A 24495-nucleotide genomic window follows, 5' to 3' on the forward strand; every position below is an offset into this window, starting at 1 on the left:
GGCGGACTCGGCGTGGAGGTGGTCACTGGGAGCCACACGGTGCCCGAGTATCAGAAGTACGCCGACCTGGCCTGTGATCTTGACCTGCTGGCCTCGCGCGGTTCTGACTTCCACGATCCCAATGAGAGCCACACCGACCTGGGCACCTTGCCCGCCCTGCCCAAGCGCGTGACCCCGGTATGGGAGGCGCTGGCGCACCGCATCCAGCACGCCTGAGTGGCGCGCCGCCGCCTGCGGCACTCGCCATCGGAGCCGGAAAGTTGTAGGCTCACAGGCTATGGCTCAATACTTCGAAGTACACCCGGTCCAGCCCCAGATCCGCTTGCTCAAGCAGGCCGCCGACATTTTGGCCAAGGGCGGCATCGCGGCCATCCCCACCGATTCCAGCTACGCCCTGGTCTGTCGCCTCGACGACAAATCTGCGGTGGACGCCCTGCGCCGCGTGCGGGGCGTGGATGACCGCCACCTGCTCACGCTGCTGTGTCGTGACTTGTCCGAGCTGGCCAATTACGCCCGCGTCGACAACCAGCAGTACCGCCTCTTGAAGCTCGGCACCCCGGGGCCGTTCACCTTCATCCTCGAAGCCACCAAAGAGGTGCCCCGTCGGGTCTCACACCCCTCGCGTCGCACCATCGGCCTGCGCGTGCCCGAGCACCCCGTCTGCCAGGGCCTGTTGGAGCAGATGGGTGAGCCGCTGCTGGCCACCACACTGATCCTGCCGGATCACGATGACCCGCTCAATGACGCCGACGAGATCCGCGAGGCGCTCGACAAGCGCATCCAGGCCATCGTGGACGCCGGGGCCTGCGCCATGACGCCGACCACCGTGATCGACCTCAGCAAGGGCGGCGAGCCCGAAGTGGTGCGTCAGGGACGCGGCGACCTGTCGGTACTGGGCTTGGGCTGAGGCGCCTTGCTCTGCAGGGCACGCGTCAGCCACTGCGGATCAAAGCCCAGTTGCCAGTGCCCCCGCACGTGCAGCAGCGGCACGCCCGGTGCGCCTTGCGCCTCAAATGTCGCCCGGCAACTGGCATTGCGGTCGATGTTGCACTCGCGCCAGGGAATGTCATGCCCGTTCAGCCACACCTTGGCCTTGGCGCAGTAAGGGCAGGTGGTGGTCGTGTACATGGTGATCTGGCCAGGCTGCGCCAGCGCCTTCACGGCCTCACCCTGGCGCTCGTGGCGCCACCATGTCCAGGCCTGCATGGCGCCAAACACCAGCAGCAACACCACCGCCAGCCCCCACAGCGAAGAGCGGGCGGGTGCGCTGGCCGGCTGCGTCATTGCGGCTCGGCGGGAGCTGCCGGCTTGGCCTTCTGGCCCAGCTTGCTTTCCTGGCCAGCCAGCAGCTTGCGGATGTTGGCCTCATGGCGCCAGATCAGCAGCAGGCTCATCACGATCACGCCAATGCTCAAGGGGCCAAAGCCCCAGCCCACGATCTGCACGAGAGGCGCCGCCACGGCCGCAGCCAAAGATGCCAGCGAGGAATAGCGGAACACCACCGCCACCGCCAGCCACACCAGCAACACCACACCGCCCAGGGCTGCGGAAAAGCCGAGCAGCACACCGGCTGCCGTGGCCACGCCCTTGCCGCCTTCAAACTTGAAGAACACCGGCCAGAGGTGGCCAATGAAGGCGCCCAGGCCCACCAGCGTCACCACGGTCTCACTCAGGCCCCACTGCAGGGCCAGCAGCACCGGCACATAGCCCTTCAAGGCATCGAACACCAGGGTCAGGATGGCCGCGCCCTTGTTGCCTGAGCGCAGCACATTGGTCGCGCCGGGGTTGCCCGACCCGTAACTGCGGGGGTCCGCCAGCCCGAACAGGCGGCTCACGATCACCGCAAACGAGAGAGAGCCGATCAGGTACCCGACAACCGCCGCGAGGACGCTCAGCAACAGGGGGTCAAAGCTGGACAGATTCATGCTTGAAAGACAAAGGTCACCACAACCCGCCAGTGTAGTGGGTGCGCCACCCGGACCGCCCCGCCCCCGGATGCGTGGCGGGTTTTTCCCATGCCGTGCAAGGGGAGGGCTGGGGACAATCGCGGCCCATGATCTCCTACGCGCAACCCAAATTCTGGCAACGCCCCTGGGTGATGGCCCTGGCGCTGGGCGCCCTGGGGCTCATCGTGACGGCGTGGTGGACGGCCGACGGCGACACGGCCCCTCAGGCGTCGGCACCCGGCACACCCAACTCGGTCGTGCGCGGCGACATCGGTGTGCCAGCCTCTGCCCCCCTGGTGTCCGCCCCCATGCCAAATGACGGCACCCGTCCACCCGACTTCAGCGCACAGGAGTGGACCACGCTCCTTTCAGCCACCGCCGACGCCCCACATCCTCAACGCGAACTCGCTCGCCTGGTCAGCTATCTGCGCTTCCAAAAGGGCTTTGCCCAATGGCAAGCCCTGCAAAATTCGCCCGACATCGCGGGACGACACCGCCTGGCCGAACAGCTGCTCTCCCAATTACCCGAGCGCGTGCGCCAGGGCGAAATGGGCGCTGGCGAGGTGACGTTGCTGCAACAGGCCCTGCTCGTCGACCTGGTGCCCGATGAAGCGGAGCGCCAGCAACGGCTGGCCCTCGTCCAGGCCGACCTGGCGCAGGCCATGCCGCCCGCCGACACCGCCCAGCAGGCCCAGGACGAAGCGCGCCGCAACGAATACAAACGCCGCGAAGCCGCCATCGTCGCCGACTTTCAGAGTCGCCCCGAAGCGCAGCGCAACCCGGCCCAGCTGGAGGCGGCCCTGGAAGAGGCCCGCCGAGCGGTCTACGCACCCGCGAACTGAGCGCGGCACGTCTCATTTTTCATCCGGAACACGCGCGGAACGCTTTCGGCAGGGGAGGTCGATAGAATCCCCGCCAGATGAATCCAATTCGATCTTCTCCCTCTCGCTGGCTGTGGGGCCTGCTGGCCGCGGTCGGGGCCGGCCTGATCTGGTGGCACGCCGCCATCGTGCTGCCCTTCGCCGTCAGCCTCATCCTGGCCTACGTGCTGCGTCCTGCGGTCGATGCGCTGGCCAGGCGCCGCGTTCCGCGTGCGCTCGCGGCGCTGGGCTGCCTGCTGGCCGTCATGCTGGCTGGCGTGGTGGTGTTCGTGCTGCTGGTGCCCATCGTTTCCCAACTGGCCCCCATGCTGAGAGCGCAGTTGCCCGACCTGCTGGTGGGCTGGTGGCTGCAGTTGGCGCCACCCCTGGCCAAGCTCGGCCTGCCCGTGCCGGTGAGCCTGGCGGAAGTCAAAGCCCAATTGATGGACCTGCTCCACAACCACGGAGCAGAGTGGGGCGCCACGCTGTGGCAGTCCCTGGTCATTGGGGGCGGCAACCTGATGAACCTCGTGGGTTTGGCTTTGCTGATCCCGATGCTGGCCTTCTACTGGCTGATCGACTGGGACCGGATGATGCCGCCCCTGCGCGAGCTGATTCCCCTGCGCTGGCGCGCCGGCTTCACGCACTTCATGGACGAGGCCGACTCGCTCATGGGCCAGTATCTGCGCGGCCAACTGTGGGTGATGCTGATCCTTGCGGCTTACTACAGCCTGGGCCTGATGCTGTTCGGCTTTGAGCTGGCTTTGCCGATTGGCGTGTTCACCGGCCTGGCCGTGTGCATCCCTTACCTGGGTTTTGGTCTGGGCATGGTGCTGGCCGTGCTGGCCGGTGTCCTGCAATTCACGGCCGCCGGCGAAGGCCTCTGGCTGCCCCTCATCGGTGTCGCCGTCGTTTACGGCGCCGGTCAGGTGCTCGAGAGTTTTTACCTTACCCCTCGCCTGGTCGGTGAGCGCATCGGCCTGCATCCGCTGGGCGTCATCCTGGCCTTGATGCTGTTCGGGCAGTGGCTGGGCCTCTTGGGCCTGCTCATCGCCTTGCCCTGTGCCGCCCTGGCCACGGTCCTGTGCCGCCACCTTCTGAACGCCTACCGCAACGGCGCTTTCTTTCTGACCGAATGATGTTGTATTCGAGCGTGTCCGGGCCCGACGAAGCCGGTGTGGGGGGCAGCGCCGCCCCCATGCGCCAGATCCCGCTGGATCTGGGGCCCACCAGCGTCATGGGGCTCGATGAGTTCGTGCAAGGCCGCAATGCCGAGGCCCTGAGCTGGCTGCGCTCCTGGCCCGAGGTGGGAGGGCTGCGCTCGCCCGCCTACTTCTGGGGCGGTCCGGGTTCGGGCAAGACCCATCTGCTGCGCGCCATGATCGAGCCCACCCTGGCCCGCGGCTGGGGCGTCATCTGGCTCAATGCCCACACCTGCCAGATGTGGGATGCCGCCACGCCCGCCTTGCCCACCCTGGCCCTGATCGACGAGTGCGAGGCGCTGGACGCCAACCACCAGCACCTGGCCTTCAACCTCTTCATCGAATCCGCCGCTTCACAGGCAGCTCAGGCTGCCCGCTCACAAGCGCCTGAGCAAACTTCGCTGCTGCCCGAAGCCGCGCCCGATGAAGACGCCACCGGCCCGCTCTATATCCTGGCCGCAGGTGCCGTGCCTGCTGTAGACCTGCCTGTGCGCGACGACCTGCGCACCCGCCTGGGCTGGGGCCTGACCTTTGCCCTGTCCCCGCTGGACGAAGACGGCCTGCGCGCAGCCCTGCAACGCGAGGCCAAACGCCGCGGCATGGCCCTGGGCGACGATCTCGTCTCCTACCTGCTCACCCGTTACAGCCGCGACCTGGCTTTCCTCATGAACCTGCTGGACCGTCTGGACCGCTATGCCCTGGCCGAGCATCGCGTGTTGACGGTTCCCTTGCTGAAACAAATGCTGGCCGCGGAGACCCCATGAACCTGTGCCTGTTCGACCTTGACCACACCCTGTTGCCGCTCGACTCCGACCACGAGTTCGGTGAGTTCCTGATCCGCGAGGGCCTGGCCGACGGCGACGCCTACCGCCAGACCAACGACGGCTTTTACCAGCAGTACTGCGAAGGCACCCTGGTGCTGGCCGACTACATCCGCTTCACCACCAGCGTGTGGCGCCAGATGGACGAAGCCGCCCAGCAGGCGCTGCAGCAGGCCTTCATGGAGCAGGTGATCTACCCGGCCATGCAACCCCAGGCGCTGGAGCTGGTCGAGCAGCACCGTGCTCAGGGCGACCTGATTTCCATCGTCACCGCCACCAACGAGTTCGTCACCCGCCCGATCGCCGACGCCTTCAACGTCAGCGACCTGATCGCTGTGCGCCTGGTGCGCGATGGGGCAGGGCGTGTCACTGGTGAAATCGATGGTGTGCCGTCCTTCAGAGAAGGCAAAATCACGCGTGTGGAACAATGGCTGTCCGGCATGGGCCGGCAGCTGAGCGATTTCGATCGCGTCAGCTTCTACAGCGACTCCCCCAACGACCTGCCCCTGCTGGAGCGTGCCAACGATCCGGTGGCCACCAATCCCAGCCCGGCGCTGGAAGAAGTGGCCCGCGAACGCGGCTGGCGCATCCTTAGACTGTTTGCATGATCAAGAGCTTCATAGACAAGATCCTGGGCAAAGACCCGGCCAAAAAGCGCAGCCCCGCATCGGGCGGCCGCGCTGCCAAGGCGCCCCGCATCCCGGTCGGCAAGCGTGTGGACGTCCCGCAAAGTGAGCATGGCATCGACCCCAGCTTGGTCGATGACCGCGCGCGCCGCGTCGTCGAAACCCTGCAGAACGCCGGTTACGAGGCCTACATCGTCGGCGGCGCCGTCCGTGACCTGATCCTGGGCCACCGTCCCAAGGACTTCGACGTCGCCACCAACGCCACGCCCGAGCAGGTCAAAAGCCTGTTCCGCCGCGCCTTCATCATCGGCCGGCGCTTCCGCATCGTGCACGTGGTCTACGGCCGTGGGCGCGAGAACGAGGTCATCGAGGTCTCCACCTTCCGGGCTTACCTCGACGCCACCGCGGCAGAGCAGGTCACCGGCAACGAGAAGACCTCGCGCAAGGAGTTGGCCGACAAGACCCACGTCGTGGACGCCAGCGGGCGCGTGCTGCGTGACAACGTCTGGGGCCCGCAAGACCAGGACGCCGCCCGCCGCGATTTCACCGTCAACGCCATGTACTACGACCCGCACACCGGCGTCGTGGTCGACTACCACGGTGGCATCAAGGACGCCAAAAAGCGCGTGCTGCGCATGATCGGCGACCCCGAAACCCGCTACCGCGAAGACCCGGTTCGCATCGTCCGCGTCGTGCGCTTTGCCGCCAAGCTGGGCTTCGAGATCGAGCCCAAGACCCGCGAACCGCTGCGCGACATGGCCGAGCTGCTGAGCAATGTGCCGCAGTCCCGCCTGTTCGACGAAATGCTCAAGCTGCTGCAGACCGGGCACGCATCGGCCTCGCTCGACCAGTTGCGCAAGCAAGGTCTCGACAAGGGCGTGTTCCCGATCCTGGATGCGGTGTTCGACGAGGTGCGCCGCCACCCCGGCCGCGACCAGTTCGTGAAACTCGCCCTGGACGACACCGACCGCCGCGTGAGCGAAGGCAAGTCCGTGGCCCCCAGCTTCCTGCTCGCCTGCCTGTTGTGGCACGACGTGCTGGAGCACTGGAAGCGCAACCAGGCCCAGGGTGAGCCGGCGTTCCCGGCGCTGCAATCGGCCACCGACGCGGTCTTCAACGCCCGCATTGGCGACATCTCCGGCCGCGGCAAGCTCGCCGCCGACATGCGCGAAATCTGGACCATGCAGCCGCGCTTTGAGCGTCGTGTGGGCAACGGGCCCTTCACCTTGATCGAGCAGCCGCGTTTCCGCGCTGGGTTCGACTTCCTGCGTCTGCGTGCCCAGGCGGGCGAAGCCGACGCCGAACTGGCACGCTGGTGGGAGGCCTTCTCGCTGGCCGACCAAGACGAGCGCAAGGACCTGCTCGACGCCGCCCGCAAGCAAGAGGCAGGCAAGCGCCAAGCCCGCGCTTCGGCTCCTGCCGCTCCACGCCGCGCCCCCGCCTCGGGTGAGGTCGAAGTGATGCTGGATGATGCCGCCCCCGCCAAGAAGCGCCGCCGTCGCCGCCGCAAGCCGGCTGGGGAGGGCGGTGGGTCGGCTGGCGGTGGAGCCGCCGAGTGACTGCCGCCGGGGCAGCCTTGCCACCGGTGACCTCGGTCGCCCTTGACGTCCATGAGTCCGCCTTGTCGGCCGTGCCACGCTTTCGCGCGTGCATCGGCATGGGAGGCAACCTCGGTGACGTGCGTGCGCATTTGCGCGCGGCCCTGTCGGGGCTGAGCACGCTGCCGGGCACCACGCTCGAAGGCGTGTCCTCGCTTTACCAGACCCGGCCCGTCGATGCCACGGGCCCCGACTACCTGAACGCCGTGGCGGTGCTGCAAACCGCATTGGGGCCGCGCGAGTTGCTCGGCGCCTTGCACGCCCTTGAAGCCAACCGTGACCGCGAGCGCCCCTACGTGAACGCCCCGCGCACCCTGGACCTGGACCTGCTCTGCCATGGCGATGCCCAGCGGAGCACCCCCTTCGTCACCGTGCCTCACCCCCGCATGACGGGGCGCGCCTTTGTGTTGGAGCCTCTGCTGGAGGCGCTGGCCACGCTGCCCCCCGAGGCGTCCGCTCCGTTGCCGCCCTTGCCAGATGCTGCCGAACGCGCCACACTGGCGCGCGATCAAGGCATCGCTCGCCTGAACGAGCGTCTCTGATCGGTTTTTTTCGGGGTTGAAGGGCTGCAATTTGCCAAAACCCTGGAATAGCCATCGAATACAGAGTAGAATCTCAGGCTTTGTTGGTGGGGCTTGTTGCATGTTTGCAAAGAAGTCCGCCAGATGAGCAAGTTCAGCAACGCTGTGCACACCGAGACAGGTCAGCCCGTATCCATCCGCGAATTCCGGACGTGGAACACGGGATCGGGCCAAGACCCTGGTGGCAGCATGATGCAGATCCCAACAGATCTTGTGTGGCGTACTGAATGAGCGAGGCTGGTGGCCATGTACTGGCCCTGTTGAATGCATTCATCCTGAAAGTGATTTTGTAATGACGACCATCCGTGTCAAAGAAAACGAGCCGTTTGACGTTGCCCTGCGTCGCTTCAAGCGCACCATCGAAAAGCTGGGTCTGCTGACCGACCTGCGCGCCCGCGAGTTCTATGAGAAGCCCACGGCTGAGCGCAAGCGCAAGAAGGCTGCCGCCGTCAAGCGCCACTACAAGCGCGTGCGCAGCATGCAGCTGCCCAAGAAGCTGTACTGATCGCTTCTTGCTAGTCTGACTTTCGCCTCTTGCTCAGCGCAACAGGCATGCAGGTCAAGACCAAAGCCCGCGCGGGGACGCCCATGCGGGCTTTCGCTTTTTCTGACACGGATTTTTGACACAGGACTTCACCATGAGCCTCAAGCAACGCATCACCGACGACATGAAGGCCGCCATGCGCGCCAAGGAAGCCGAGCGTCTGAACACCATCCGCATGCTGCTCGCCGCCATGAAGCAAAAGGAAGTGGACGAGCGCGTGGAACTGGACGACGCCATGATCGTCGCCATCGTCGACAAGCTGATCAAGCAGCGCAAGGATGCCGCGCAGCAATATGAAGCGGGCGCCCGCCAGGATCTGGCCGACAAGGAAAAGAGCGAGATCGTCGTGCTCGAAGCCTACCTGCCTCAGCGTTTGAGCGCCGATGAAGTCGCCGCCGCCGTCAAGGCCATCGTGGCCGAGCTGGGCGCTTCCGGCCCTGGCGACATGGGTAAGGTCATGGGCGTCGTCAAGCAGCGTCTGTCCGGTCAGGCTGACATGGGTATCGTGTCGGCAGCTGTCAAGGCTGCGTTGGCAGGTTGACCACACCGTCCGTGCCGGGGCGGATCAAAGGCACAATGAGGTCTCTCACCGTATGAAAGCCTGACCATGAGCGACTCCGTGCCCCTGCAAGCCATTGCCGAAGATGTGTACACCGCCCCCCAACTGACCCCCGAAGCCATGGCGTCGGCGGCCGAAGCGGGGTTCAAGGCGGTGTTGAACAACCGGCCTGACTTTGAAGGGGGGCCAGACCAGCCCACCAGCGCGGAGATCGAGGCGGCCGCACAGGCCGTCGGCCTGGTGTATGCCCACCTGCCCGTGCAAGGCGGCTACCAGTCGCCCGAAGAGATCGCGCAATGCGCAGCTTTGCTCAAGACCTTGCCGCGTCCGCTGCTGATGTTCTGCCGCAGCGGCGCACGCTCGACCAAGCTGTACCAGCAGGCGATTTCGCTCGAAGACTGAAGCGAAAAGGGGCGCATGAACGCGCCCCGCCATGCCGTTGCGGCGGACTTCAGTGTGAAGGGCCCGGTTCGGCGCGCGTGGCCAAGTAGGCACACAGGCCCAGCAGGCCCGCGCCGATGCCCCAACTCAAGGGGCGGGACCCCAGTGTGGCTGCCGTGATGGCGCCACTCACCGAAATCCCTGCAATCGCGGCCACCTTGCCACGTCGAGTGATCTGCCGTTGGTCGACCCACAGGCGCAGGCTGCGCCCGAAGCGAGGGTGGTTCAAGAGGCGCTCACGCAAGGCCGGATCCCCTTTGCCATAGGCCCAGGCGCCGATCAGCAGGAACACCGTGGTTGGCAGCACCGGCACAAAGGCGTTGACCAGCCCGATCAGCACACACAGTCCGCCCACCGAACGCCAGGTGCGTTGCAGGGCGCGTTCGCCCCAGTCTGACTGTGCGAGCGGACTCGACAGGGGGCGAATGCCATGACCGCCATCGGACGGCATGCTGTGCAAGGGGCGCTGAATCATGAACGGACCTCCCGCGCGGATCGCTGTGATCCGTTGTCATCCCATTGTCATCTGCTTGCGCGGGCTTGAAAAGCAAAATAGGGCCTCATCGGCCCTATCTGCGTGATTTGCACGATCAATGACGTGCCGCGCGCGGCTCAATGGCCGGCGATCTTCATTTTCTCGATCAAGACCGAGCCCACCGTCTTGCTGCCGTAGGTGTAGGCATCTGCCCCCACCGCCACGATCTGCTGGAACATCTCGCCCAGGTGACCGGCGATGGTGATTTCATGCACCGGGTAAGCGATCTTGCCGTTCTCCACCCAGTAGCCGGCTGCCCCGCGCGAATAGTCGCCGGTCACGTAGTTCACGCCCTGGCCCATCAGCTCGGTCACGAACAGGCCGGTGCCCAGCTTCTTCAGCATGGCCTTGAGGTTGTCCTTCGGGTCGGTCAGCTTGCTGCTCATGACCAGATTCTGCGAGCCGCCGGCGTGGCCGGTGGTGCGCATACCCAGCTTGCGTGCCGAGTAGCTCGACAGGAAGTAGCCCTGCACGACCCCGTTCTTCACCACCTTGCGCTTGCGGGTCAGCACGCCTTCATCGTCAAAGGGAGCGCTGCCCTTGCCCTTGAGGATGTGCGGATCTTCGAGGATGTCGATGTGCTTGGGGAAGATGGGCTTGCCCAGGCTGTCGACCAGGAAGGTGGCCTTGCGGTACAGCGCGCCGCCGCTCACGGCCTGCACAAAACCGCCCAACAGCCCGGCGGCCAGCGTGTTCTCGAACAGCACCGGCACCTCGCAGGTCGCAATCTTGCAGGACTTCAGACGCGACAGGGCGCGCTCGGCGGCATAGCGGCCCACAGCCTCGGGCTTGGCCATGTCGCGGGCATCACGCTCCGACGTGTACCAGAAGTCGCGCTGCATGTCGTTGCCGCGCCCAGCAATCGGCGAAACCGACAGCGAATGGCGCGAACTGGCGTAGCCACCACGGAAGCCACGGCTGTTGCCTGCCCAGAAATGCGACTGCTGCGCCGACACGCCGGCGCCTTCGGAATTGGTGATGCGCGGGTCCACCGACAGAGCCGCCTCTTCACAACGGCGCGAAAGTTCGGCGGCGCCCTCGGCGTCGATCGCCCAGGGATGGAACAGGTCGAGGTCACGCTTGGCCTGGCGTGGGGTGGCCAGGTCTTCCACCTCGGGCAGGCCGGCAGCCGGGTCCTCGGCGGTGTAGCGCGCAATGTCGTAGGCCGCACGCACCGTTTGCTCCAGCGCCTGCGGCGAGAAGTCGGACGTGCTGGCGTTGCCGCGCCGCTGGCCCAGGTACACCGTCACGCCAATGGTCTTGTCACGGTTGCGCTCGACGTTCTCCAGCTTGCCCTTGCGCACGGACACCGACAGGCCCATGCCTTCCGACACTTCGGCAGCCGCGTCGGACGCACCCAGTTTCTTGGCCAAACCCAGCGAATCTTCAATCAGTTGCTGGAATTGTTCGCGGCTGTAGGCGAAGCCATTGGGCTTTTCGGAGGACTTGCTGGATTTGACGGCCATGTTGTGGTTTGTGAATGAGAGCACCCGTATCATAGCGAGGACATGAATTCGAAACATTCCCCTTCCCACGACGGGTACGATCCCGAGGACGATCTGGACGACCGTCCGCCCAGCCGCAGCATGCTCAAACGAGCCAGCCAGGCGCTGCAAGCGCTCGGCCAGCAGTTGCTGGACATGCCCGAGAGCCGCCTGGTCGAGATCGACATGCCCGAGCGCCTGCGCGACGCCCTGGCCGATTACAAGAAGACCCGCTCCTTCGAAGGCAAACGCCGCCAGCTGCAGTTCATCGGCAAGGTGATGCGCGAGGTCGACGCCGAGCCTTTGCGCGAAGCCGTGGCCCAGTACCAGCTGGGGCATGCCCACAACGCGCTGGCCCTGCACCAGGCCGAGCGCTGGCGCGCCGAGCTGATCGCCGACGACAAGGATGCCGTCACCCGCTGGGTGGCCGACTTTCCCGACACCGACGTGCAGCAGTTGCGCACCCTGATCCGCAATGCCCGCAAGGATGCCTCGCTGGATCCAGAAAAGCGCAATGGTCGCGCGTTCCGTGAGCTGTTCCAGTTCATCAAACGCGCCATGGAAGCGCAAGAGAAGGGCGCAGAACCGGATCAGGGTGAGACCGCATGAGTGCCATGCCCTTGCCTGAGCTCGATGCGGTTCGCATCGGCGTCGTCTCCATCAGCGACCGCGCGAGCAGTGGCGTCTACGAAGACAAGGGCCTGCCAGCCTTGAAGGACTGGTTGGGGCGCGCGGTGTGCAACCCGATCGAATGGGTGCCGCGACTGATCGCTGACGAGCGCGAGCTCATCGCCGACACCTTGCGTGACCTGGTGGACAACGCCGGCTGCCATCTGGTGCTGACCACTGGCGGCACCGGTCCCTCGCCACGTGATGTGACGCCCGAAGCGACCCTGGACGTGGCCGACAAGGAAATGCCTGGTTTTGGCGAACAGATGCGCCAGATCAGCCTGCGCTTTGTGCCCACCGCCATCCTGTCGCGCCAGACCGCAGTGATCCGCAAGCAGGCCTTGATCCTGAACCTGCCGGGTCAGCCCAAGTCGATTGCCGAAACGCTGGAAGGGCTGAAGGGCCAGGATGGGCAGACACTGGTGCCCGGCATCTTTGCCGCTGTGCCGTATTGCATCGACCTCATCGGCGGGCCGTACATCGAGAGCCGTGCTGAGGTGTGCGCGGCGTTTCGCCCCAAGTCGGCGATTCGGCCTTCAGGTCATGCACCCCAGAAATGAGTGCAGATTCAGATAATTCATTTGATTCATTGAGGGCGGCTTCCTACACTCCTTGATCCAAAGAGGAGACACCCGCCCATGAGCGAAGTCAAGAACGAGACACTGATCGACCATGCCGGCCAGGTGCGCGCCGGTGAAGAGGTGGACCTTGCCAAGGTCACCGCCTACCTGAAAGGGCAGGGCCTGAACCTGCAGGGCGAGCCCGAGCTGCAACAGTTCCCCGGCGGCGCGTCCAACCTGACCTACCTGGTGCGCTACGCCAACCAGGACCTCATTCTGCGCCGCCCGCCGTTTGGCCACATTGCCAAATCGGCCCACGATGTGGTGCGTGAGGCGGTCATCATGCGCCAGCTCAAGCCCGTGTATCCCAAGGTGCCCGAGATCTATGCCATCTGCGAAGACACGGACGTCATCGGCGCCCCGTTCTATGTGATGGAGCGCCTGGTGGGCGTCATTCCTCGCCAGAACCTGCAGCCCGAGCTGGGGCTGGATGAGGCCAAGACCCGCCAGCTGTGCCTGAACGTGCTCGACACCCTGATCGACCTGCACAAGCTCGATCCCAAGGCCGCGGGCTTGGACAGCCTGGGCAAAGGCGAGGGCTATGTCGCGCGTCAGGTCGAAGGCTGGAGCAAGCGTTACCGTGCGGCTCGCACCGACGACGTCGGTGATTTTGAAGTGGTCATGCAATGGCTGCATGACAAGCAGCCCCAGCAGGAAGTGGCGATCAGCCTGATCCACAACGACTTCCGCTTCGACAACGTCGTGCTGGACGTGAACGACCCGCTCAAGGTGATTGGCGTGCTGGACTGGGAAATGGCCACCCTGGGCGATCCGCTGATGGACCTGGGCAGTTCGCTGGCGTACTGGGTGCAGGCCGATGACGACAAGTTCATGCAGGGCTCACGTCGCCAGCCGACCAATGCGCCCGGCATGCTGACTCGCGAGGAAGTGATCCGCTACTACGGTGAGAAGACCGGTTTCAGCGTCGCGAACTTCGATTTCTACACGGTGTACGGACTGTTCCGCCTGGCGGGCATCGCCCAGCAGATCTACAAGCGCTTCAAGGAAGGCAATGCCCGCAACCCGGTGTTTGCCACCTTCGGCCCCTTCGTGAAGTACCTGGAACAACGCTGCCTGGGCATCATTGCCAAATCGGCCCTGTGAGCCCTGCGTCTTGCCATTTCATCGCATCCTGAGATTCCCCACATGAGCATCCCCAACACGTTTGATCTGTCCGGCAAGATCGCCTTGGTCACTGGCTCCAGCCGCGGCATTGGCGAGGCCATCGCCCGCCTGCTGGCCGCCCACGGCGCGCACGTCATCATTTCCAGCCGCAAGCCCGAGCCTTGTGAGGCCGTTGCCGCCTCCATCCGCGAAGCCGGTGGCAAGGCCTCGGTGCTGGCCTGCCACGTGGGCGAGATGGAGCAGATCGACGCCACCTTCAAAGCCATCGAGCAGCAGTTCGGCCGCCTCGACATCCTGGTCAACAACGCGGCCACCAACCCTTACTTCGGCCACATCACCGACACCGACCTGGGCGCGTTCCAGAAGACGGTCGACGTGAACATCCGCGGCTATTTCTTCATGTGCTCGGCCGGCGCCAAGCTCATGCACAAGAACGGTGGTGGCTCGATCATCAACATCGCCTCGGTCAACGGTGTGATTCCGGGCATGGCCCAGGGCATCTACTCCATCACCAAGGCTGCCGTGATTTCGATGACGCACGCCTTCGCCAAGGAGTGTGCGCCGATGAAGGTGCGCGTGAACGCCATCCTGCCGGGCGCGACCGACACCAAGTTCGCGTCGGCCTTGACCACCAATGATGCGATCTTGAAGATGGTGATGGCGCACACGCCGATGAACCGCGTGGCAGATCCGTCCGAGATGGCCGGCGCCGCGCTGTACCTGGCATCGGATGCGGCCAGCTACACCACGGGCACCTGCCTGAACGTGGACGGCGGTTATCTGCTGGCCTGATCGGCGCGCCACACAGCCTGCAGCCGCATCGCGGCGCCAAACAAAACGGGGTCCTGATGGACCCCGTTGTCGTTCGGCAGCAGGCCTCAGCCGAGCCGCGCTTCACACCAGTTTGTTGAGCCCGTCGGCGTCAAAGCGCTCGGTCTTTTGCGCATCGTCGGGCATACAGTCGCGCCCGGCCTGGGTCTGGGCGCAGTCAGCCAGCTTCTCGATGGCCCGCCACAGCTGGGTGATCTGGTGCTCGTGCCCAGCGGCATGGTCGATCAAGCCTCGCAGCGCTTGCGACAAGGGGTCGTCACCGCCGGTCATGCCGTAGGCCGAAAAGCCCATGCGTGCCGCCACCGCCTCGCGCTCGGCCTGCTTGGCGTCCACCACGGCCTGCTTGACGATGATGCGGGCGGGATTGCCCACGGCGGTAGCCCCTGGGGGCACTTCTTTGGTGACCACGGCATTGGAGCCCACGCGCGCACCATCGCCCACGGTGAAGCCGCCCAGCACCTGTGCATTGGCGCCCACGATCACACCTTTGCCCAAGGTGGGGTGGCGCTTCGTGCCTTTGCTCAAGGACGTGCCACCCAGGGTCACGCCCTGGTAGATGGTGCAGTCGTCACCGACGATGGCTGTTTCACCCACGACCACACCCATGCCGTGGTCGATGAACACGCGGCGGCCGATCTGTGCGCCGGGGTGGATCTCGATGCCCGTGAAAAAGCGGCACCAGTGCGAGATCCAGCGTCCGAGCCACTTCAGTCCATGGGTCCAGCACCAGTGCGCGCCACGGTGGAAGGTGAGGGCGTGCAAGCCGGGGTAGCAGGTCAGCACCTCCCAAGCGGTGCGTGCCGCAGGGTCACGTTCCAGGATGCAGGCGACGTCTTCTCGCAGTCTGGCGAAGAGCATGGGGTGGCTTATTTGTTTTTCGTATCAGGATCTGCCAGTGTAGCGGGCGGCAGAAAACCCGCATGGCGAACGGGCGTCCGGAGCGCACGGCCCCGCCCCTCAGGGCTTGCAGCGGTCGAGAATGGCCTTGGCCATGCCCCGCAGCACGTGGATCTCTTCCTGTCGCAGCTCCGCCCGGTTGAGCAATTGGTTCAAGCGCGGCATGAGCTTCTTAGGCGCCTTCGGGTCGAGAAACTCCAAAGCGACCAGGGCTTGTTCCCAATGCTGCAGGGCGCCTTGAACGGCTTGACCGTCGGCCAGCGCCGGACTGGGTGTGCGCGCCTGCACCGGAAAGCCGCCCAGAGCTTGGCGCCACTCGTAGGACAGCAGCTGCACGGCCTGCGACAGGTTCAAGGAGCCGTAGTTCGGGTTGGTGGGAATGCTCAACACCGCATGGCAGCGGTATACGTCCTCATTGGCCATGCCGTAGCGCTCGCTGCCAAACACGAAGCCCACGCGCTGCACCGGCTCCTGTTTGGCCAGCGCCGCCAACCCTTCGCGAGGGGTGAGGGTAGGGGGGCCGAAGTCGCGCGGCGTCATCGCCGTGCCAATCGCATACGTCACGCCGTCCAGCGCCTCGGCCAGGGTGTCAACGATGCGCGCCCGCACCAGGATGTCGGCCGCGCCGCTGGCCATGGCCACGGTCTCCTCCTGAATCAGCACATCGGCAAAGCGAGGCCGCACCAGCACCAGGTCAGAAAAACCCATCACCTTCATGGCCCGTGCGGTGGCCCCCACATTGCCCGGATGGCTGGTGCCGATCAGGATGAAACGGGTGGGGTCGCTGGCGGCGCGTGCGGGCGAGTCTGTGGCGGATTCGGTCATGACGCAGGGAGAGTCCGTGAAAAAGGGGATGCAAAAAATACGAGGCTTCTATAGAATTATCGTTTCCCCTCGCTCTTTGATCACCGCTGCGCCCCTTCCCGCCTGCGAACAGCTTGTCTGTGCGCGGTGGTCAACTGCTTACCCGGTCCGTTTGTCGGCCCGGTTTCCAAGGTCAAACCATGTCGCAAACCCTGCATCCCATGCTCAACATCGCCATCAAAGCTGCACGTGCAGCCGGGGCGATCATCAACCGGGCATCGCTCGACATCGAGCGCCTCCAAGTGGTGGCCAAGTCGCACAACGACTTCGTGACCGAGGTGGACAAGGCTGCAGAAGACGTGATCATCGCCACCTTGCTCGAGGCCTATCCGGGCCACGGCATCCTGGCTGAAGAATCGGGGCGCGCCCATGGCGCCAAAGACAGCGACTTCGTCTGGATCATCGATCCGCTCGACGGCACCACCAACTTCATCCACGGCCTGCCGGTTTACGCGGTGTCCATCGCCTTGGCCTTCCGTGGCCAGGTGCAGCAAGCCGTCGTGTACGACCCCAGCCGCAACGACCTGTTCTACGCCTCGCGTGGCAAGGGCGCTTACCTGAACGACCGCCGCATCCGCGTGTCGAAGCGCACCCGCATGCTCGAAGCCCTGATTGGCACCGGCTTCCCCTTCCGCAAGGGTGACAACTTCCAGCGCTACATGAAGATGTTCGAGGACGTCATGGTGCAGTGCGCCGGTCTGCGTCGCCCCGGCGCGGCCTCGCTGGACCTCTGCTACGTCGCCGCCGGCTACTACGACGGTTTCTTCGAAACTGGTCTGAGCCCCTGGGACATCGCTGCAGGCTCGCTGATCATCACCGAAGCCGGTGGTCTGGTCGGCAACTTCACCGGCGAGCCCGACTTCATGTACCAGCGCGAGATCGTGGCGGGCACGCCGCGCATCTATGGCCAGCTGGTCAAGACCCTGGCACAGTACACCCGCGTCATCCCTGAAGAAGTCAGCCCGCTGGACGGCGCTGGCGAGGAAGAGGGCGAAAGTGATCCGGAAGACGACGCCCTGATCGCCTCGCTGCAGGAAGCCGAAGACGCGGCCCAGGCCGCCAAGTTGGCTGCCAACGGTGAAGACAAGCCCAAGCGCACCCGCATCACGGCTGCGGCCAAGGCCGCCGAAGACCGTGGCGACAAGGACGCCGCGCCTTTCTGAGCACAACGACCACCGTCGTCACCAAGGGCCGCAAGGCCCTTTTTTCTTGCCCATCGCCGGGTGACGGCACTGACATACACTTTCGGCCCAGGCGCATTGGCGCGCCTTTGATCGCCCCATGGACCAAGCACGCACCGTTTCTCCCGCGCAGGACTTCTCCGGCCATACGCCGATGATGGCCCAATATTTACGCATTAAGGCGGAATACCCGGACACCCTGGTGTTCTACCGCATGGGTGACTTTTACGAGCTGTTCTACGACGATGCCCGCAAGGTCAACCGCCTGATCGACATCACGCTGACGGTGCGCGGCCAGTCAGCCGGAGAACCCATCGTGATGGCGGGGGTGCCTTTCCACGCGCTCGACACCTACCTGTCCAAGCTGATCAAGCTGGGCGAATCGGTGGCGATTGCCGAGCAAGTGGGCGAGGTGGGCGCCAGCAAAGGTCCGGTCGAGCGCAAAGTGGTGCGGGTCGTCACGCCCGGCACGCTCACCGACACCGAGTTGCTCAGCGAGCGTGCCGATGCGCTCTTGCTGGCCGTGGTCATGAGCAAGCGCGGTCGCCATGCCGAGCACGCCGTGCCCTGCGGCCTAGCCTGGCTGGGTTTGTCCAGCGGCAAGCTCGGCGCCACCGAATGCACCGAACGTGAACTCGCCAGCTGGCTGGCGCGCCTGCAGCCCGCTGAAATCCTGTTCGACCGCGAGCGTGTGCCCGCCACACTCCAGCCCCTGCTGACCCAAAGCACACGCAGCGTGGCCATGACGAGCCGGCCCACCTGGCAGTTCGACAGCGGCCTGGGCCTGCGCAAGCTGTGCGAGCAACTGCAAGTCAGCACCTTGCAAGGCTATGGCGCGCAAGACCTCACCCTGGCTCACGCGGCGGCGGCGGCCCTGCTGAGCTATGCCGAGCACACACAGGGCAGGGCGCTGTCCCATGTCAGCTCGCTGGAGGTGCCCCGCAGTTCCGAGCTGCTCGACCTGCCGCCCGCCACCTTGCGCAACCTGGAGCTGACCCAGACCCTGCGTGGCGAAGACTCGCCCACCTTGCTGTCCCTGCTGGACACCTGCCGCACCGGCATGGGCAGCCGCGCCTTGCGCCAGTGGCTGACCCAACCGCAGCGCGAGCGCGCCACGGCCACGGCCCGGCATGACGCCATTGCCTGCCTGCTGGCGCCGGCACAGCACGATCAAGGCTACGACGCGCTGCGCGAAGCGCTGCGCCAGATGAGCGACGTGGAGCGCATCACCGCCCGCATCGCCCTGCGTCAGGTGCGCCCGCGCGAACTGGCCGGCCTGCGCGACACACTGCTGGGCCTGCCCGTGCTGCGCGAGCGCGTGCCCGATGGTGCCCCCTTGCTCGCCCAGCTTCACACGGCCTTGCAGCCCGACGCCGCCATTGCCGAGCGGCTGCAAGCCATGCTCATGGAGACCCCGGCGGTGCTGGTGCGCGACGGCGGCGTCATCGCCACCGGCTTCGACCCGGACTTGGACGAGTTGCGCGCCATCTCCGAAAACTGTGACGCCTTCCTGCTGGAATTGGAAACCCGCGAACGCACCCGCACCGGCATCCCGAACCTGCGCGTGCAGTTCAACAAGGTGCATGGTTTCTACATCGAGGTCACACAAGGCCAGGTCGACAAGGTGCCGTTGGACTACCAACGCCGCCAGACGCTCAAGAATGCCGAGCGCTTCATCACCCCGGAGCTCAAGGCCTTCGAAGACAAGGCCTTGTCGGCGCAAGAGCGCGCACTGGCACGCGAGAAGTTCCTGTTCGAGCAGCTGATCGACTTCCTGCAGGCCCACATCGGCGCGCTGGGCGCCCTGGGCCGTGCCCTGTCATCGCTGGACGCTCTGGCCGCCTTGGCCGAACGTGCCGCCACCCTGGGCTGGACCCGCCCCGAGTTCAGCATCCATCCCGGCATCGAGATCGAAAAGGGCCGCCATCCGGTGGTCGAGGCCCGCCTGATGGAAACCGGCGGCGCCGCCTTCATCCCCAACGACTGCCGCTTCGACGTCAACCGCCGGATGATGATCGTGACCGGCCCGAACATGGGCGGCAAATCGACTTTCATGCGCCAGGTCGCCTTGATCGTGCTGCTGGCCGCCGTGGGCTCCTATGTGCCGGCAGCGTCGTGTCGCCTCGGCCCCATCGACGCCATCCACACCCGCATCGGCGCCGCCGACGACCTGGCCAACGCCCAATCCACCTTCATGGTGGAGATGACCGAAGCTGCGGCCATCGTGCACGCGGCCACCGAGCAGTCCCTGGTGCTGATGGACGAAGTGGGGCGGGGCACCTCCACCTTCGATGGCCTGTCCCTGGCCGGCGCCATCGCCAGCCACCTGCATGACAAGAACAAGTCCTTCACGCTGTTCGCCACGCACTATTTCGAGCTGACCACCTTGCCCGAAAAGCTGCCCCGCGCGCTCAACATGCACGTGGGGGTGGCCGAGTCCGGCGACGACATCATCTTCCTGCACGAACTGCAACATGGCCCGGCCAGCCGTAGCTATGGGGTTCAAGTAGCCCGCCTCGCTGGCATGCCCCATTCGGTGATCCGTCAGGCACGCTCCACGCTGGAATCGCTGGAGGCGCATCAACGCCAGTCCGACGACCAGATCGACCTGTTCGCCCAGGTGGAGGCGCCGGGCCTCGATCTGGATGCGCTGGCGGCCCAAGGTGGCCCGCTCCTTGCTGACAACGCGGGGGAGGCGATGACCCCGGCCGAGGCGCAGACCTTGTCCCTGCTGGCGGGCATCGACCCGGATGCCTTGACTCCACGTGAAGCGCTGGATGCGCTCTACAAACTCAAATCGGTGATTTCGTCATGACCTACTGCGTGGCCATGCGGCTCAATGCCGGACTCGTGTTCCTGTCCGATTCGCGCACCAATGCGGGGCTCGATCAGATCAGCACCTTCCGCAAGATGACCATTTACGAGCGCGAAGGCGACCGCGTGCTGGTCATGTTGTCGGCGGGTAACCTGGCCATCACCCAGGCGGTCAAGCAGGTGCTCAGCAGCGAGACGATCGACGGCGGCGAGGGCCAGCCCATCACGATCTGGACGGCGAAAACCATGTTCGACGTCGCGCGCATCGTGGGCAGTGCCGTGCGAAAGGTGCATGCCAGGGACGCGGACGCGCTCAAAAAGCACGGCATCGAGTTCAACTGCAGCCTGATCATTGGCGGCCAGATCCAGGGCGAGACCATGCGCCTGTTCAACGTCTACGCGGCCGGCAACTTCGTCGAAGCCGGCATCGACGGGGTCTGCTACTTCCAGATCGGCGAGTCCAAGTACGGCAAACCGGTGATCGACCGCGTCGTCACGCCTGACACGCCGCTGCAGGAAGCGGCCAAATGCGCGCTGATCTCGATGGACTCGACCCTCAAGTCCAACCTGTCGGTGGGGCTGCCGCTGGACCTGCTGGTGTACGAGGCCGACTCGTTTCAGGCCACGCAGCTCATCAACATCGACGAGTCCAATGCCTATTTCCGCATGATCCGCGCCAGCTGGGGCCAGCGTCTGCGTGATGTGTTTGACTCGATTCCTGACCCGAGCTGGGATCAGGCAGCCAGCAGCGTGCAGGCCCACAAAGGCGCACAGCAGTCTCAGGCGATGAACCCGCTCAACAAGATTGCCGGCCCCGACGCCTGAGCGGCGTCAGTGTGCCGCCAGCCTTCAGCGAGGCAAGGCGGTCCCGGCCTCGCGGTCGAGTTCGTCGATGCAGGCGGCCATGCGTGCATGGCAGTCGGCCATCAGCGCGGGCAGGTCGGCTGCGGTCTTGCCTGCAGTGGGAATGGGCGCCAGCGAACGGATGATGACGTGGCCGCTGTGCCAACGGTTCAGACGCATGCCCCGCACATAGTTGTTGCTGCAGATCGGGATGATGGGCACGCCCGCGTTGATGGCCATCAGGAAAGCGCCTTTCTTGAAAGGCTGCAGTCCCTTGCCGTGGCCGCGGGTGCCTTCGGCAAACACCCACAGCGACATGTCCTTGTGCTGCAAGGTGTCGGTGGTGGTCAGCATGGCCTTCTTGGCCTGGATGGCGTTGCCCCGGTCCACCAGCACATTGCCGGCCAGCCAGTAGAGCTGGCCAAACAGCGGGATCCACTTCAGGCTCTTTTTACCCAGGCTCGCCGTGCGCTCGGGCACCGTCAGGCCGAACACCATCAGGTCATAGTTCGAGATGTGGTTGGAGACGATCACCGCCGAACGCTGGTGCTGCCGCACCGTGTCATCTTCCAGCTTCACCCGCAGCCCCAGAATCCACATGGCGGGAACCGCGTAGACCCGGGCACACAGCCGGCTGTTGTCCGGGTTGAAGGGGCGACACAGGCCAATGAGCAAGCCCACCACGCTGGCGATGACAAAGTGCACCGCCAACAACAACATGCGCAAGAAAAACAACACCCGAACTCCTGTCTGGGGCCCTGCGGCCCCTGCGAATCGCGGCGATTATGCGCCGTCCCGCACCACGGCTGTGCACAGATTCTGTGCACCAATCCACGTCGGACGAGGGCCCAAAACACCTATAATGCCGCTTTACCACCGCAGCGTTCCTCGTCAAGACGAACGCTTATGCGCACATGACCAAGTTTGTCTTCGTCACCGGCGGTGTGGTGTCCTCACTCGGTAAGGGCATCGCCGCTGCGTCACTGGCCGCCATCCTCGAATCTCGTGGCCTCAAAGTCACCCTGATCAAGCTGGATCCGTACATCAACGTCGATCCGGGCACGATGTCGCCGTTCCAACACGGCGAAGTTTTCGTGACCGAAGACGGCGCGGAAACCGACCTCGATCTGGGCCACTACGAGCGCTTCATCACCACGCGGATGAAGAAGGCCAATAACTTCACCACCGGCCAGATCTACATGAGCGTTCTTGAAAAAGAACGCCGTGGTGATTACCTGGGCAAGACCGTGCAGGTCATCCCCCACATCACCAACGAGATCCAGGACTACGTCCGCCGCGGCGCTGGCGTCGGCACGCCCGATGCGGTCGACGTGGCCATCGTCGAAATCGGTGGCACCGTGGGCGACATCGAATCGCTGCCCTTCATGGAAGCAGCCCGTCAGCTGAGCCTGAAGGTGGGCCCGAGCAACGCCGCCTTCGTGCACCTGACCTACGTGCCGTTCATCGCGGCCGCAGGCGAGCTCAAGACCAAGCCTACCCAGCACACCGTGCAGAAGATGCGTGAAATCGGCATCCAGCCCGATGCGCTGCTGTGCCGTGCTGACCGCGCCATCCCGGCCGATGAACGCGAGAAGATCTCGCTGTTCACCAACGTGCCAGAGTCCGGCGTGATCTCGGTGTGGGACGCCGACACCATCTACAAGGTGCCGCGCATGCTGCACGAGCAGGGCCTGGACAACCTGATCTGCGCCAAGCTGCAACTGCAGACCAAGCCGGCCGACCTGTCCCGTTGGGACAAGCTGGTGCACGAGGTTGAGCACCCGCAAGGCACCGTCACCATCGCCATGTGCGGCAAGTACACCGACCTGTCGGACTCGTACAAGTCGCTCAACGAGGCCCTGCGTCACGCTGGCATCCACAACCACGTGCGCGTCCAGATCGAATACGTCGATTCGGAAACGCTCAACCCCGACACCGTCAGCGCCCTGGCACAGTACGACGCCATCCTGGTGCCCGGCGGCTTCGGCAAGCGTGGTGTGGAAGGCAAAATCTGCGCGGCCCAGTTTGCGCGTGAAAATGGCATCCCTTACCTGGGCATCTGCCTGGGCATGCAGGTGGCCACCATCGAGTACGCCCGCCACGAGGCCGGCCTGACCGATGCCAACTCCACCGAGTTCGAGCCCAACACCCCGCACCCCGTCATCGCCCTGATCGACGAGTGGCTGGACGCCGACGGCACCGTGCAAAAGCGCGATGCTTCGTCCGACCTGGGCGGCACCATGCGCCTGGGCGCACAGGCCTCCGACGTGGCACCTGGCACCATCGCTCACGAGATCTATGGACCCGTGGTGAGCGAGCGTCATCGTCACCGTTTTGAGGCCAACGAGCGTTACCTCGACAAGCTGCGCGAAGCGGGTCTGGTCATTTCGGCCATCACCCAGCGTGAGAAGCTGACCGAGATGATCGAACTGCCGAAGACGGTGCACCCGTGGTACGTGGGCGTGCAGTTCCACCCCGAGTTCAAGTCGACCCCGTGGGACGGCCACCCGCTGTTCATCGCCTACATCAAGGCTGCCCTGGACCACCAGGCTGCCGCCCAGAAGGCCTGATCGGCCCGCACTGCTGAAGGAACCCGACCATGAAACTCTGCGGCTTTGACGTTGGCCTGAACCATCCCTTCTTCCTGATCGCCGGCCCCTGCGTGGTCGAGTCCGAACAGTTGCAGATGGACACCGCCGGCACGCTCAAGGAAATCACTTCCGAGCTGGGCATCCCGTTCATCTTCAAGTCGAGCTACGACAAGGCCAACCGCTCTAGCGGCACGTCCTTCCGTGGCCCGGGCATGGAAAAGGGCCTGGAGATCCTGGCCAAGGTCAAGTGCGAGCTGAATGTGCCCATCCTGACCGACGTGCACAGCGAAGCCGAAATCCCGGCCGTGGCCGCAGTGGTCGATGTGCTGCAGACGCCGGCCTTCCTGTGCCGCCAGACCGATTTCATCCACGCTGTCGCCCAGTGCGGCAAGCCGGTGAACATCAAGAAGGGCCAGTTCCTGGCCCCAGGCGACATGAAGAACGTCATCGACAAGGCCCGTGCCGCCGCGCGCGCTGCCGGTCTGAACGACGACAACTTCATGGCCTGCGAGCGTGGCGCCAGCTTTGGCTACAACAACCTGGTGTCCGACATGCGCTCGCTGGCCATCATGCGCGAGACCAACGCCCCCGTGGTGTTCGACGTGACCCACTCGGTGCAATTGCCGGGCGGGCAGGGCACCTCCTCAGGCGGTCAACGCGAGTTCGTGCCGGTGCTGGCCCGTGCTGGTGTGGCCGTCGGTGTGGCCGGCCTGTTCATGGAAACGCACCCGGATCCGGCCTGCGCCCTGTCGGACGGTCCCAACGCCGTGCCGCTCAAGCACATGAAGGCGCTGCTCTCCACCCTGGTCGAGCTGGACCGCATCACCAAGAAGAACGGTTTCCTGGAAAACCACTTCAACTGA

The 24495-nt window shown here is 65.0% G+C and carries 26 protein-coding genes and 1 pseudogene; 20 read left to right on the forward strand and 7 right to left on the reverse strand.

The window, feature by feature from the left end; genetic code table 11:
* Together RBT42_RS00005 and RBT42_RS00010 are read left to right on the forward strand one after the other, a co-directional pair.
* Positions 1-216: pseudogene (locus RBT42_RS00005) on the forward strand (phosphatase); the annotation flags it as partial.
* A 61-nt stretch (positions 217-277) separates the two neighbouring features.
* Positions 278-907, forward strand: coding sequence for an L-threonylcarbamoyladenylate synthase (locus tag RBT42_RS00010; RefSeq protein WP_320361447.1), 630 nt, complete (start codon positions 278-280; stop codon positions 905-907).
* On the opposite strand, the gene RBT42_RS00015 is transcribed toward RBT42_RS00010, so the two are convergent.
* Positions 868-1284 carry a glutaredoxin family protein gene (locus tag RBT42_RS00015; RefSeq protein ID WP_320361449.1) on the reverse strand — a complete coding sequence of 139 codons (417 nt, stop codon included), beginning with the start codon at positions 1282-1284 and terminating at the stop codon, positions 868-870. The genes RBT42_RS00010 and RBT42_RS00015 overlap by 40 nt on opposite strands.
* On the reverse strand, positions 1281-1925 hold the full coding sequence (gene plsY, locus RBT42_RS00020) for a glycerol-3-phosphate 1-O-acyltransferase PlsY (protein WP_320361451.1): 645 nt from the start codon (positions 1923-1925) through the stop codon (positions 1281-1283). Before plsY ends, RBT42_RS00015 begins: the two co-directional genes overlap by 4 nt.
* Before the next feature lie 128 nt (positions 1926-2053).
* Here plsY and RBT42_RS00025 point away from each other — a divergent pair, with 128 nt between their 5' ends.
* The 9 genes from RBT42_RS00025 to RBT42_RS00065 all read left to right on the forward strand — a co-directional run bounded on the left by RBT42_RS00025 (position 2054) and on the right by RBT42_RS00065 (position 9139).
* The gene (locus tag RBT42_RS00025; protein WP_320361453.1) at positions 2054-2788 is read left to right on the forward strand and encodes a hypothetical protein; all 735 of its coding nucleotides are present in this window, start codon (positions 2054-2056) and stop codon (positions 2786-2788) included.
* Positions 2789-2865: 77 nt separating this feature from the next.
* A complete protein-coding gene (locus RBT42_RS00030; RefSeq protein WP_320361455.1) occupies positions 2866-3945 on the forward strand; it encodes an AI-2E family transporter in 1080 nt (359 codons plus the stop codon).
* Positions 3942-4772: an HdaA/DnaA family protein gene (locus tag RBT42_RS00035; protein WP_320361457.1), complete on the forward strand. Its 831-nt coding sequence runs from the start codon at positions 3942-3944 to the stop codon at positions 4770-4772. Before RBT42_RS00030 ends, RBT42_RS00035 begins: the two co-directional genes overlap by 4 nt.
* Positions 4769-5437 (forward strand): HAD-IB family hydrolase, encoded by a 669-nt coding sequence (locus RBT42_RS00040; RefSeq protein ID WP_320361459.1) that lies wholly within the window; start codon positions 4769-4771, stop codon positions 5435-5437. Before RBT42_RS00035 ends, RBT42_RS00040 begins: the two co-directional genes overlap by 4 nt.
* Positions 5434-7014: a polynucleotide adenylyltransferase PcnB gene (pcnB, locus tag RBT42_RS00045; RefSeq protein WP_320361461.1), complete on the forward strand. Its 1581-nt coding sequence runs from the start codon at positions 5434-5436 to the stop codon at positions 7012-7014. Before RBT42_RS00040 ends, pcnB begins: the two co-directional genes overlap by 4 nt.
* Positions 7011-7595 (forward strand): 2-amino-4-hydroxy-6-hydroxymethyldihydropteridine diphosphokinase, encoded by a 585-nt coding sequence (gene folK / locus RBT42_RS00050; protein ID WP_320361463.1) that lies wholly within the window; start codon positions 7011-7013, stop codon positions 7593-7595. The genes pcnB and folK overlap by 4 nt, the downstream gene beginning before the upstream one ends.
* 331 nt (positions 7596-7926) lie before the next feature.
* Positions 7927-8139 (forward strand): 30S ribosomal protein S21, encoded by a 213-nt coding sequence (rpsU, locus tag RBT42_RS00055; RefSeq protein ID WP_007833691.1) that lies wholly within the window; start codon positions 7927-7929, stop codon positions 8137-8139.
* A gap of 133 nt (positions 8140-8272) precedes the next feature.
* Positions 8273-8719: a GatB/YqeY domain-containing protein gene (locus tag RBT42_RS00060; RefSeq protein ID WP_320361465.1), complete on the forward strand. Its 447-nt coding sequence runs from the start codon at positions 8273-8275 to the stop codon at positions 8717-8719.
* Positions 8720-8785: 66 nt separating this feature from the next.
* Positions 8786-9139 (forward strand): TIGR01244 family sulfur transferase, encoded by a 354-nt coding sequence (locus RBT42_RS00065; RefSeq protein ID WP_320361468.1) that lies wholly within the window; start codon positions 8786-8788, stop codon positions 9137-9139.
* 49 nt (positions 9140-9188) lie between these two features.
* Here RBT42_RS00065 and RBT42_RS00070 read toward each other — a convergent pair whose 3' ends face one another.
* The gene (locus RBT42_RS00070; protein ID WP_320361470.1) at positions 9189-9653 is read right to left on the reverse strand and encodes a YbaN family protein; all 465 of its coding nucleotides are present in this window, start codon (positions 9651-9653) and stop codon (positions 9189-9191) included.
* A 137-nt stretch (positions 9654-9790) separates the two neighbouring features.
* Positions 9791-11179: a metalloprotease PmbA gene (gene pmbA, locus RBT42_RS00075; RefSeq protein WP_320361471.1), complete on the reverse strand. Its 1389-nt coding sequence runs from the start codon at positions 11177-11179 to the stop codon at positions 9791-9793.
* Positions 11180-11221: 42 nt separating this feature from the next.
* Between pmbA and yjgA the strand changes: the two genes are divergently transcribed.
* From yjgA to RBT42_RS00095, 4 genes are all read left to right on the forward strand, one after another.
* Positions 11222-11806: a ribosome biogenesis factor YjgA gene (yjgA, locus tag RBT42_RS00080; protein WP_320361473.1), complete on the forward strand. Its 585-nt coding sequence runs from the start codon at positions 11222-11224 to the stop codon at positions 11804-11806.
* A complete protein-coding gene (gene mog, locus RBT42_RS00085) occupies positions 11803-12426 on the forward strand; it encodes a molybdopterin adenylyltransferase (RefSeq protein ID WP_320361475.1) in 624 nt (207 codons plus the stop codon). The genes yjgA and mog overlap by 4 nt, the downstream gene beginning before the upstream one ends.
* A gap of 78 nt (positions 12427-12504) precedes the next feature.
* On the forward strand, positions 12505-13590 hold the full coding sequence (locus tag RBT42_RS00090; RefSeq protein WP_320361477.1) for a phosphotransferase family protein: 1086 nt from the start codon (positions 12505-12507) through the stop codon (positions 13588-13590).
* A 42-nt stretch (positions 13591-13632) separates the two neighbouring features.
* Positions 13633-14403: an SDR family oxidoreductase gene (locus tag RBT42_RS00095; protein WP_320361479.1), complete on the forward strand. Its 771-nt coding sequence runs from the start codon at positions 13633-13635 to the stop codon at positions 14401-14403.
* 102 nt (positions 14404-14505) lie between these two features.
* On the opposite strand, the gene cysE is transcribed toward RBT42_RS00095, so the two are convergent.
* Together cysE and RBT42_RS00105 are read right to left on the reverse strand one after the other, a co-directional pair.
* The gene (gene cysE, locus RBT42_RS00100) at positions 14506-15300 is read right to left on the reverse strand and encodes a serine O-acetyltransferase (protein WP_320361480.1); all 795 of its coding nucleotides are present in this window, start codon (positions 15298-15300) and stop codon (positions 14506-14508) included.
* Positions 15301-15399: 99 nt separating this feature from the next.
* Complete coding sequence (locus RBT42_RS00105; RefSeq protein ID WP_320361481.1) at positions 15400-16164, reverse strand: RNA methyltransferase; 765 nt, start codon at positions 16162-16164, stop codon at positions 15400-15402.
* 179 nt (positions 16165-16343) lie between these two features.
* On the opposite strand from RBT42_RS00105, the gene RBT42_RS00110 reads away from it, so the two are divergent.
* The 3 genes from RBT42_RS00110 (at position 16344) to RBT42_RS00120 (ending at position 21023) form a co-directional block, all read left to right on the forward strand.
* Entirely contained in the window at positions 16344-17366 is a 1023-nt protein-coding gene (locus RBT42_RS00110; protein WP_320361483.1) for an inositol monophosphatase family protein, read from the forward strand.
* Between the two features lie 118 nt (positions 17367-17484).
* On the forward strand, positions 17485-20199 hold the full coding sequence (mutS, locus tag RBT42_RS00115) for a DNA mismatch repair protein MutS (protein WP_320361485.1): 2715 nt from the start codon (positions 17485-17487) through the stop codon (positions 20197-20199).
* A complete protein-coding gene (locus RBT42_RS00120) occupies positions 20196-21023 on the forward strand; it encodes a proteasome-type protease (RefSeq protein ID WP_320361487.1) in 828 nt (275 codons plus the stop codon). Before mutS ends, RBT42_RS00120 begins: the two co-directional genes overlap by 4 nt.
* 24 nt (positions 21024-21047) lie before the next feature.
* Here the strand turns inward: RBT42_RS00120 and RBT42_RS00125 are convergent, their stop codons facing one another.
* The gene (locus RBT42_RS00125) at positions 21048-21779 is read right to left on the reverse strand and encodes a 1-acylglycerol-3-phosphate O-acyltransferase (RefSeq protein ID WP_320361489.1); all 732 of its coding nucleotides are present in this window, start codon (positions 21777-21779) and stop codon (positions 21048-21050) included.
* 176 nt (positions 21780-21955) lie between these two features.
* Between RBT42_RS00125 and RBT42_RS00130 the strand changes: the two genes are divergently transcribed.
* Together RBT42_RS00130 and kdsA are read left to right on the forward strand one after the other, a co-directional pair.
* Complete coding sequence (locus RBT42_RS00130) at positions 21956-23611, forward strand: CTP synthase (protein WP_320361491.1); 1656 nt, start codon at positions 21956-21958, stop codon at positions 23609-23611.
* A 29-nt stretch (positions 23612-23640) separates the two neighbouring features.
* Entirely contained in the window at positions 23641-24495 is an 855-nt protein-coding gene (gene kdsA / locus RBT42_RS00135) for a 3-deoxy-8-phosphooctulonate synthase (protein WP_320361492.1), read from the forward strand.

Source organism: Aquabacterium sp. (assembly GCF_034003525.1).
Taxonomy (GTDB): Bacteria; Pseudomonadota; Gammaproteobacteria; order Burkholderiales; family Burkholderiaceae_C; genus Aquabacterium.

Excerpts from the sequence above, each read along its gene's own strand:
- pmbA (WP_320361471.1), bottom strand. The coding sequence starts at position 11,179 with ATGGCCGTCAAATCCAGCAAGTCCTCCGAAAAGCCCAATGGCTTCGCC.
- RBT42_RS00070 (WP_320361470.1), bottom strand. The coding sequence starts at position 9,653 with ATGATTCAGCGCCCCTTGCACAGCATGCCGTCCGATGGCGGTCATGGC.
- plsY (WP_320361451.1), bottom strand. The coding sequence starts at position 1,925 with ATGAATCTGTCCAGCTTTGACCCCCTGTTGCTGAGCGTCCTCGCGGCG.
- RBT42_RS00110 (WP_320361483.1), top strand. The coding sequence starts at position 16,344 with ATGTCGCAAACCCTGCATCCCATGCTCAACATCGCCATCAAAGCTGCA.
- cysE (WP_320361480.1), bottom strand. The coding sequence starts at position 15,300 with ATGCTCTTCGCCAGACTGCGAGAAGACGTCGCCTGCATCCTGGAACGT.
- RBT42_RS00060 (WP_320361465.1), top strand. The coding sequence starts at position 8,273 with ATGAGCCTCAAGCAACGCATCACCGACGACATGAAGGCCGCCATGCGC.
- mutS (WP_320361485.1), top strand. The coding sequence starts at position 17,485 with ATGGACCAAGCACGCACCGTTTCTCCCGCGCAGGACTTCTCCGGCCAT.
- RBT42_RS00065 (WP_320361468.1), top strand. The coding sequence starts at position 8,786 with ATGAGCGACTCCGTGCCCCTGCAAGCCATTGCCGAAGATGTGTACACC.
- kdsA (WP_320361492.1), top strand. The coding sequence starts at position 23,641 with ATGAAACTCTGCGGCTTTGACGTTGGCCTGAACCATCCCTTCTTCCTG.
- RBT42_RS00090 (WP_320361477.1), top strand. The coding sequence starts at position 12,505 with ATGAGCGAAGTCAAGAACGAGACACTGATCGACCATGCCGGCCAGGTG.
- RBT42_RS00105 (WP_320361481.1), bottom strand. The coding sequence starts at position 16,164 with ATGACCGAATCCGCCACAGACTCGCCCGCACGCGCCGCCAGCGACCCC.
- mog (WP_320361475.1), top strand. The coding sequence starts at position 11,803 with ATGAGTGCCATGCCCTTGCCTGAGCTCGATGCGGTTCGCATCGGCGTC.
- RBT42_RS00130 (WP_320361491.1), top strand. The coding sequence starts at position 21,956 with ATGACCAAGTTTGTCTTCGTCACCGGCGGTGTGGTGTCCTCACTCGGT.
- RBT42_RS00015 (WP_320361449.1), bottom strand. The coding sequence starts at position 1,284 with ATGACGCAGCCGGCCAGCGCACCCGCCCGCTCTTCGCTGTGGGGGCTG.
- yjgA (WP_320361473.1), top strand. The coding sequence starts at position 11,222 with ATGAATTCGAAACATTCCCCTTCCCACGACGGGTACGATCCCGAGGAC.
- rpsU (WP_007833691.1), top strand. The coding sequence starts at position 7,927 with ATGACGACCATCCGTGTCAAAGAAAACGAGCCGTTTGACGTTGCCCTG.
- RBT42_RS00040 (WP_320361459.1), top strand. The coding sequence starts at position 4,769 with ATGAACCTGTGCCTGTTCGACCTTGACCACACCCTGTTGCCGCTCGAC.
- RBT42_RS00120 (WP_320361487.1), top strand. The coding sequence starts at position 20,196 with ATGACCTACTGCGTGGCCATGCGGCTCAATGCCGGACTCGTGTTCCTG.
- RBT42_RS00035 (WP_320361457.1), top strand. The coding sequence starts at position 3,942 with ATGATGTTGTATTCGAGCGTGTCCGGGCCCGACGAAGCCGGTGTGGGG.
- RBT42_RS00030 (WP_320361455.1), top strand. The coding sequence starts at position 2,866 with ATGAATCCAATTCGATCTTCTCCCTCTCGCTGGCTGTGGGGCCTGCTG.
- RBT42_RS00010 (WP_320361447.1), top strand. The coding sequence starts at position 278 with ATGGCTCAATACTTCGAAGTACACCCGGTCCAGCCCCAGATCCGCTTG.
- pcnB (WP_320361461.1), top strand. The coding sequence starts at position 5,434 with ATGATCAAGAGCTTCATAGACAAGATCCTGGGCAAAGACCCGGCCAAA.
- RBT42_RS00025 (WP_320361453.1), top strand. The coding sequence starts at position 2,054 with ATGATCTCCTACGCGCAACCCAAATTCTGGCAACGCCCCTGGGTGATG.
- RBT42_RS00095 (WP_320361479.1), top strand. The coding sequence starts at position 13,633 with ATGAGCATCCCCAACACGTTTGATCTGTCCGGCAAGATCGCCTTGGTC.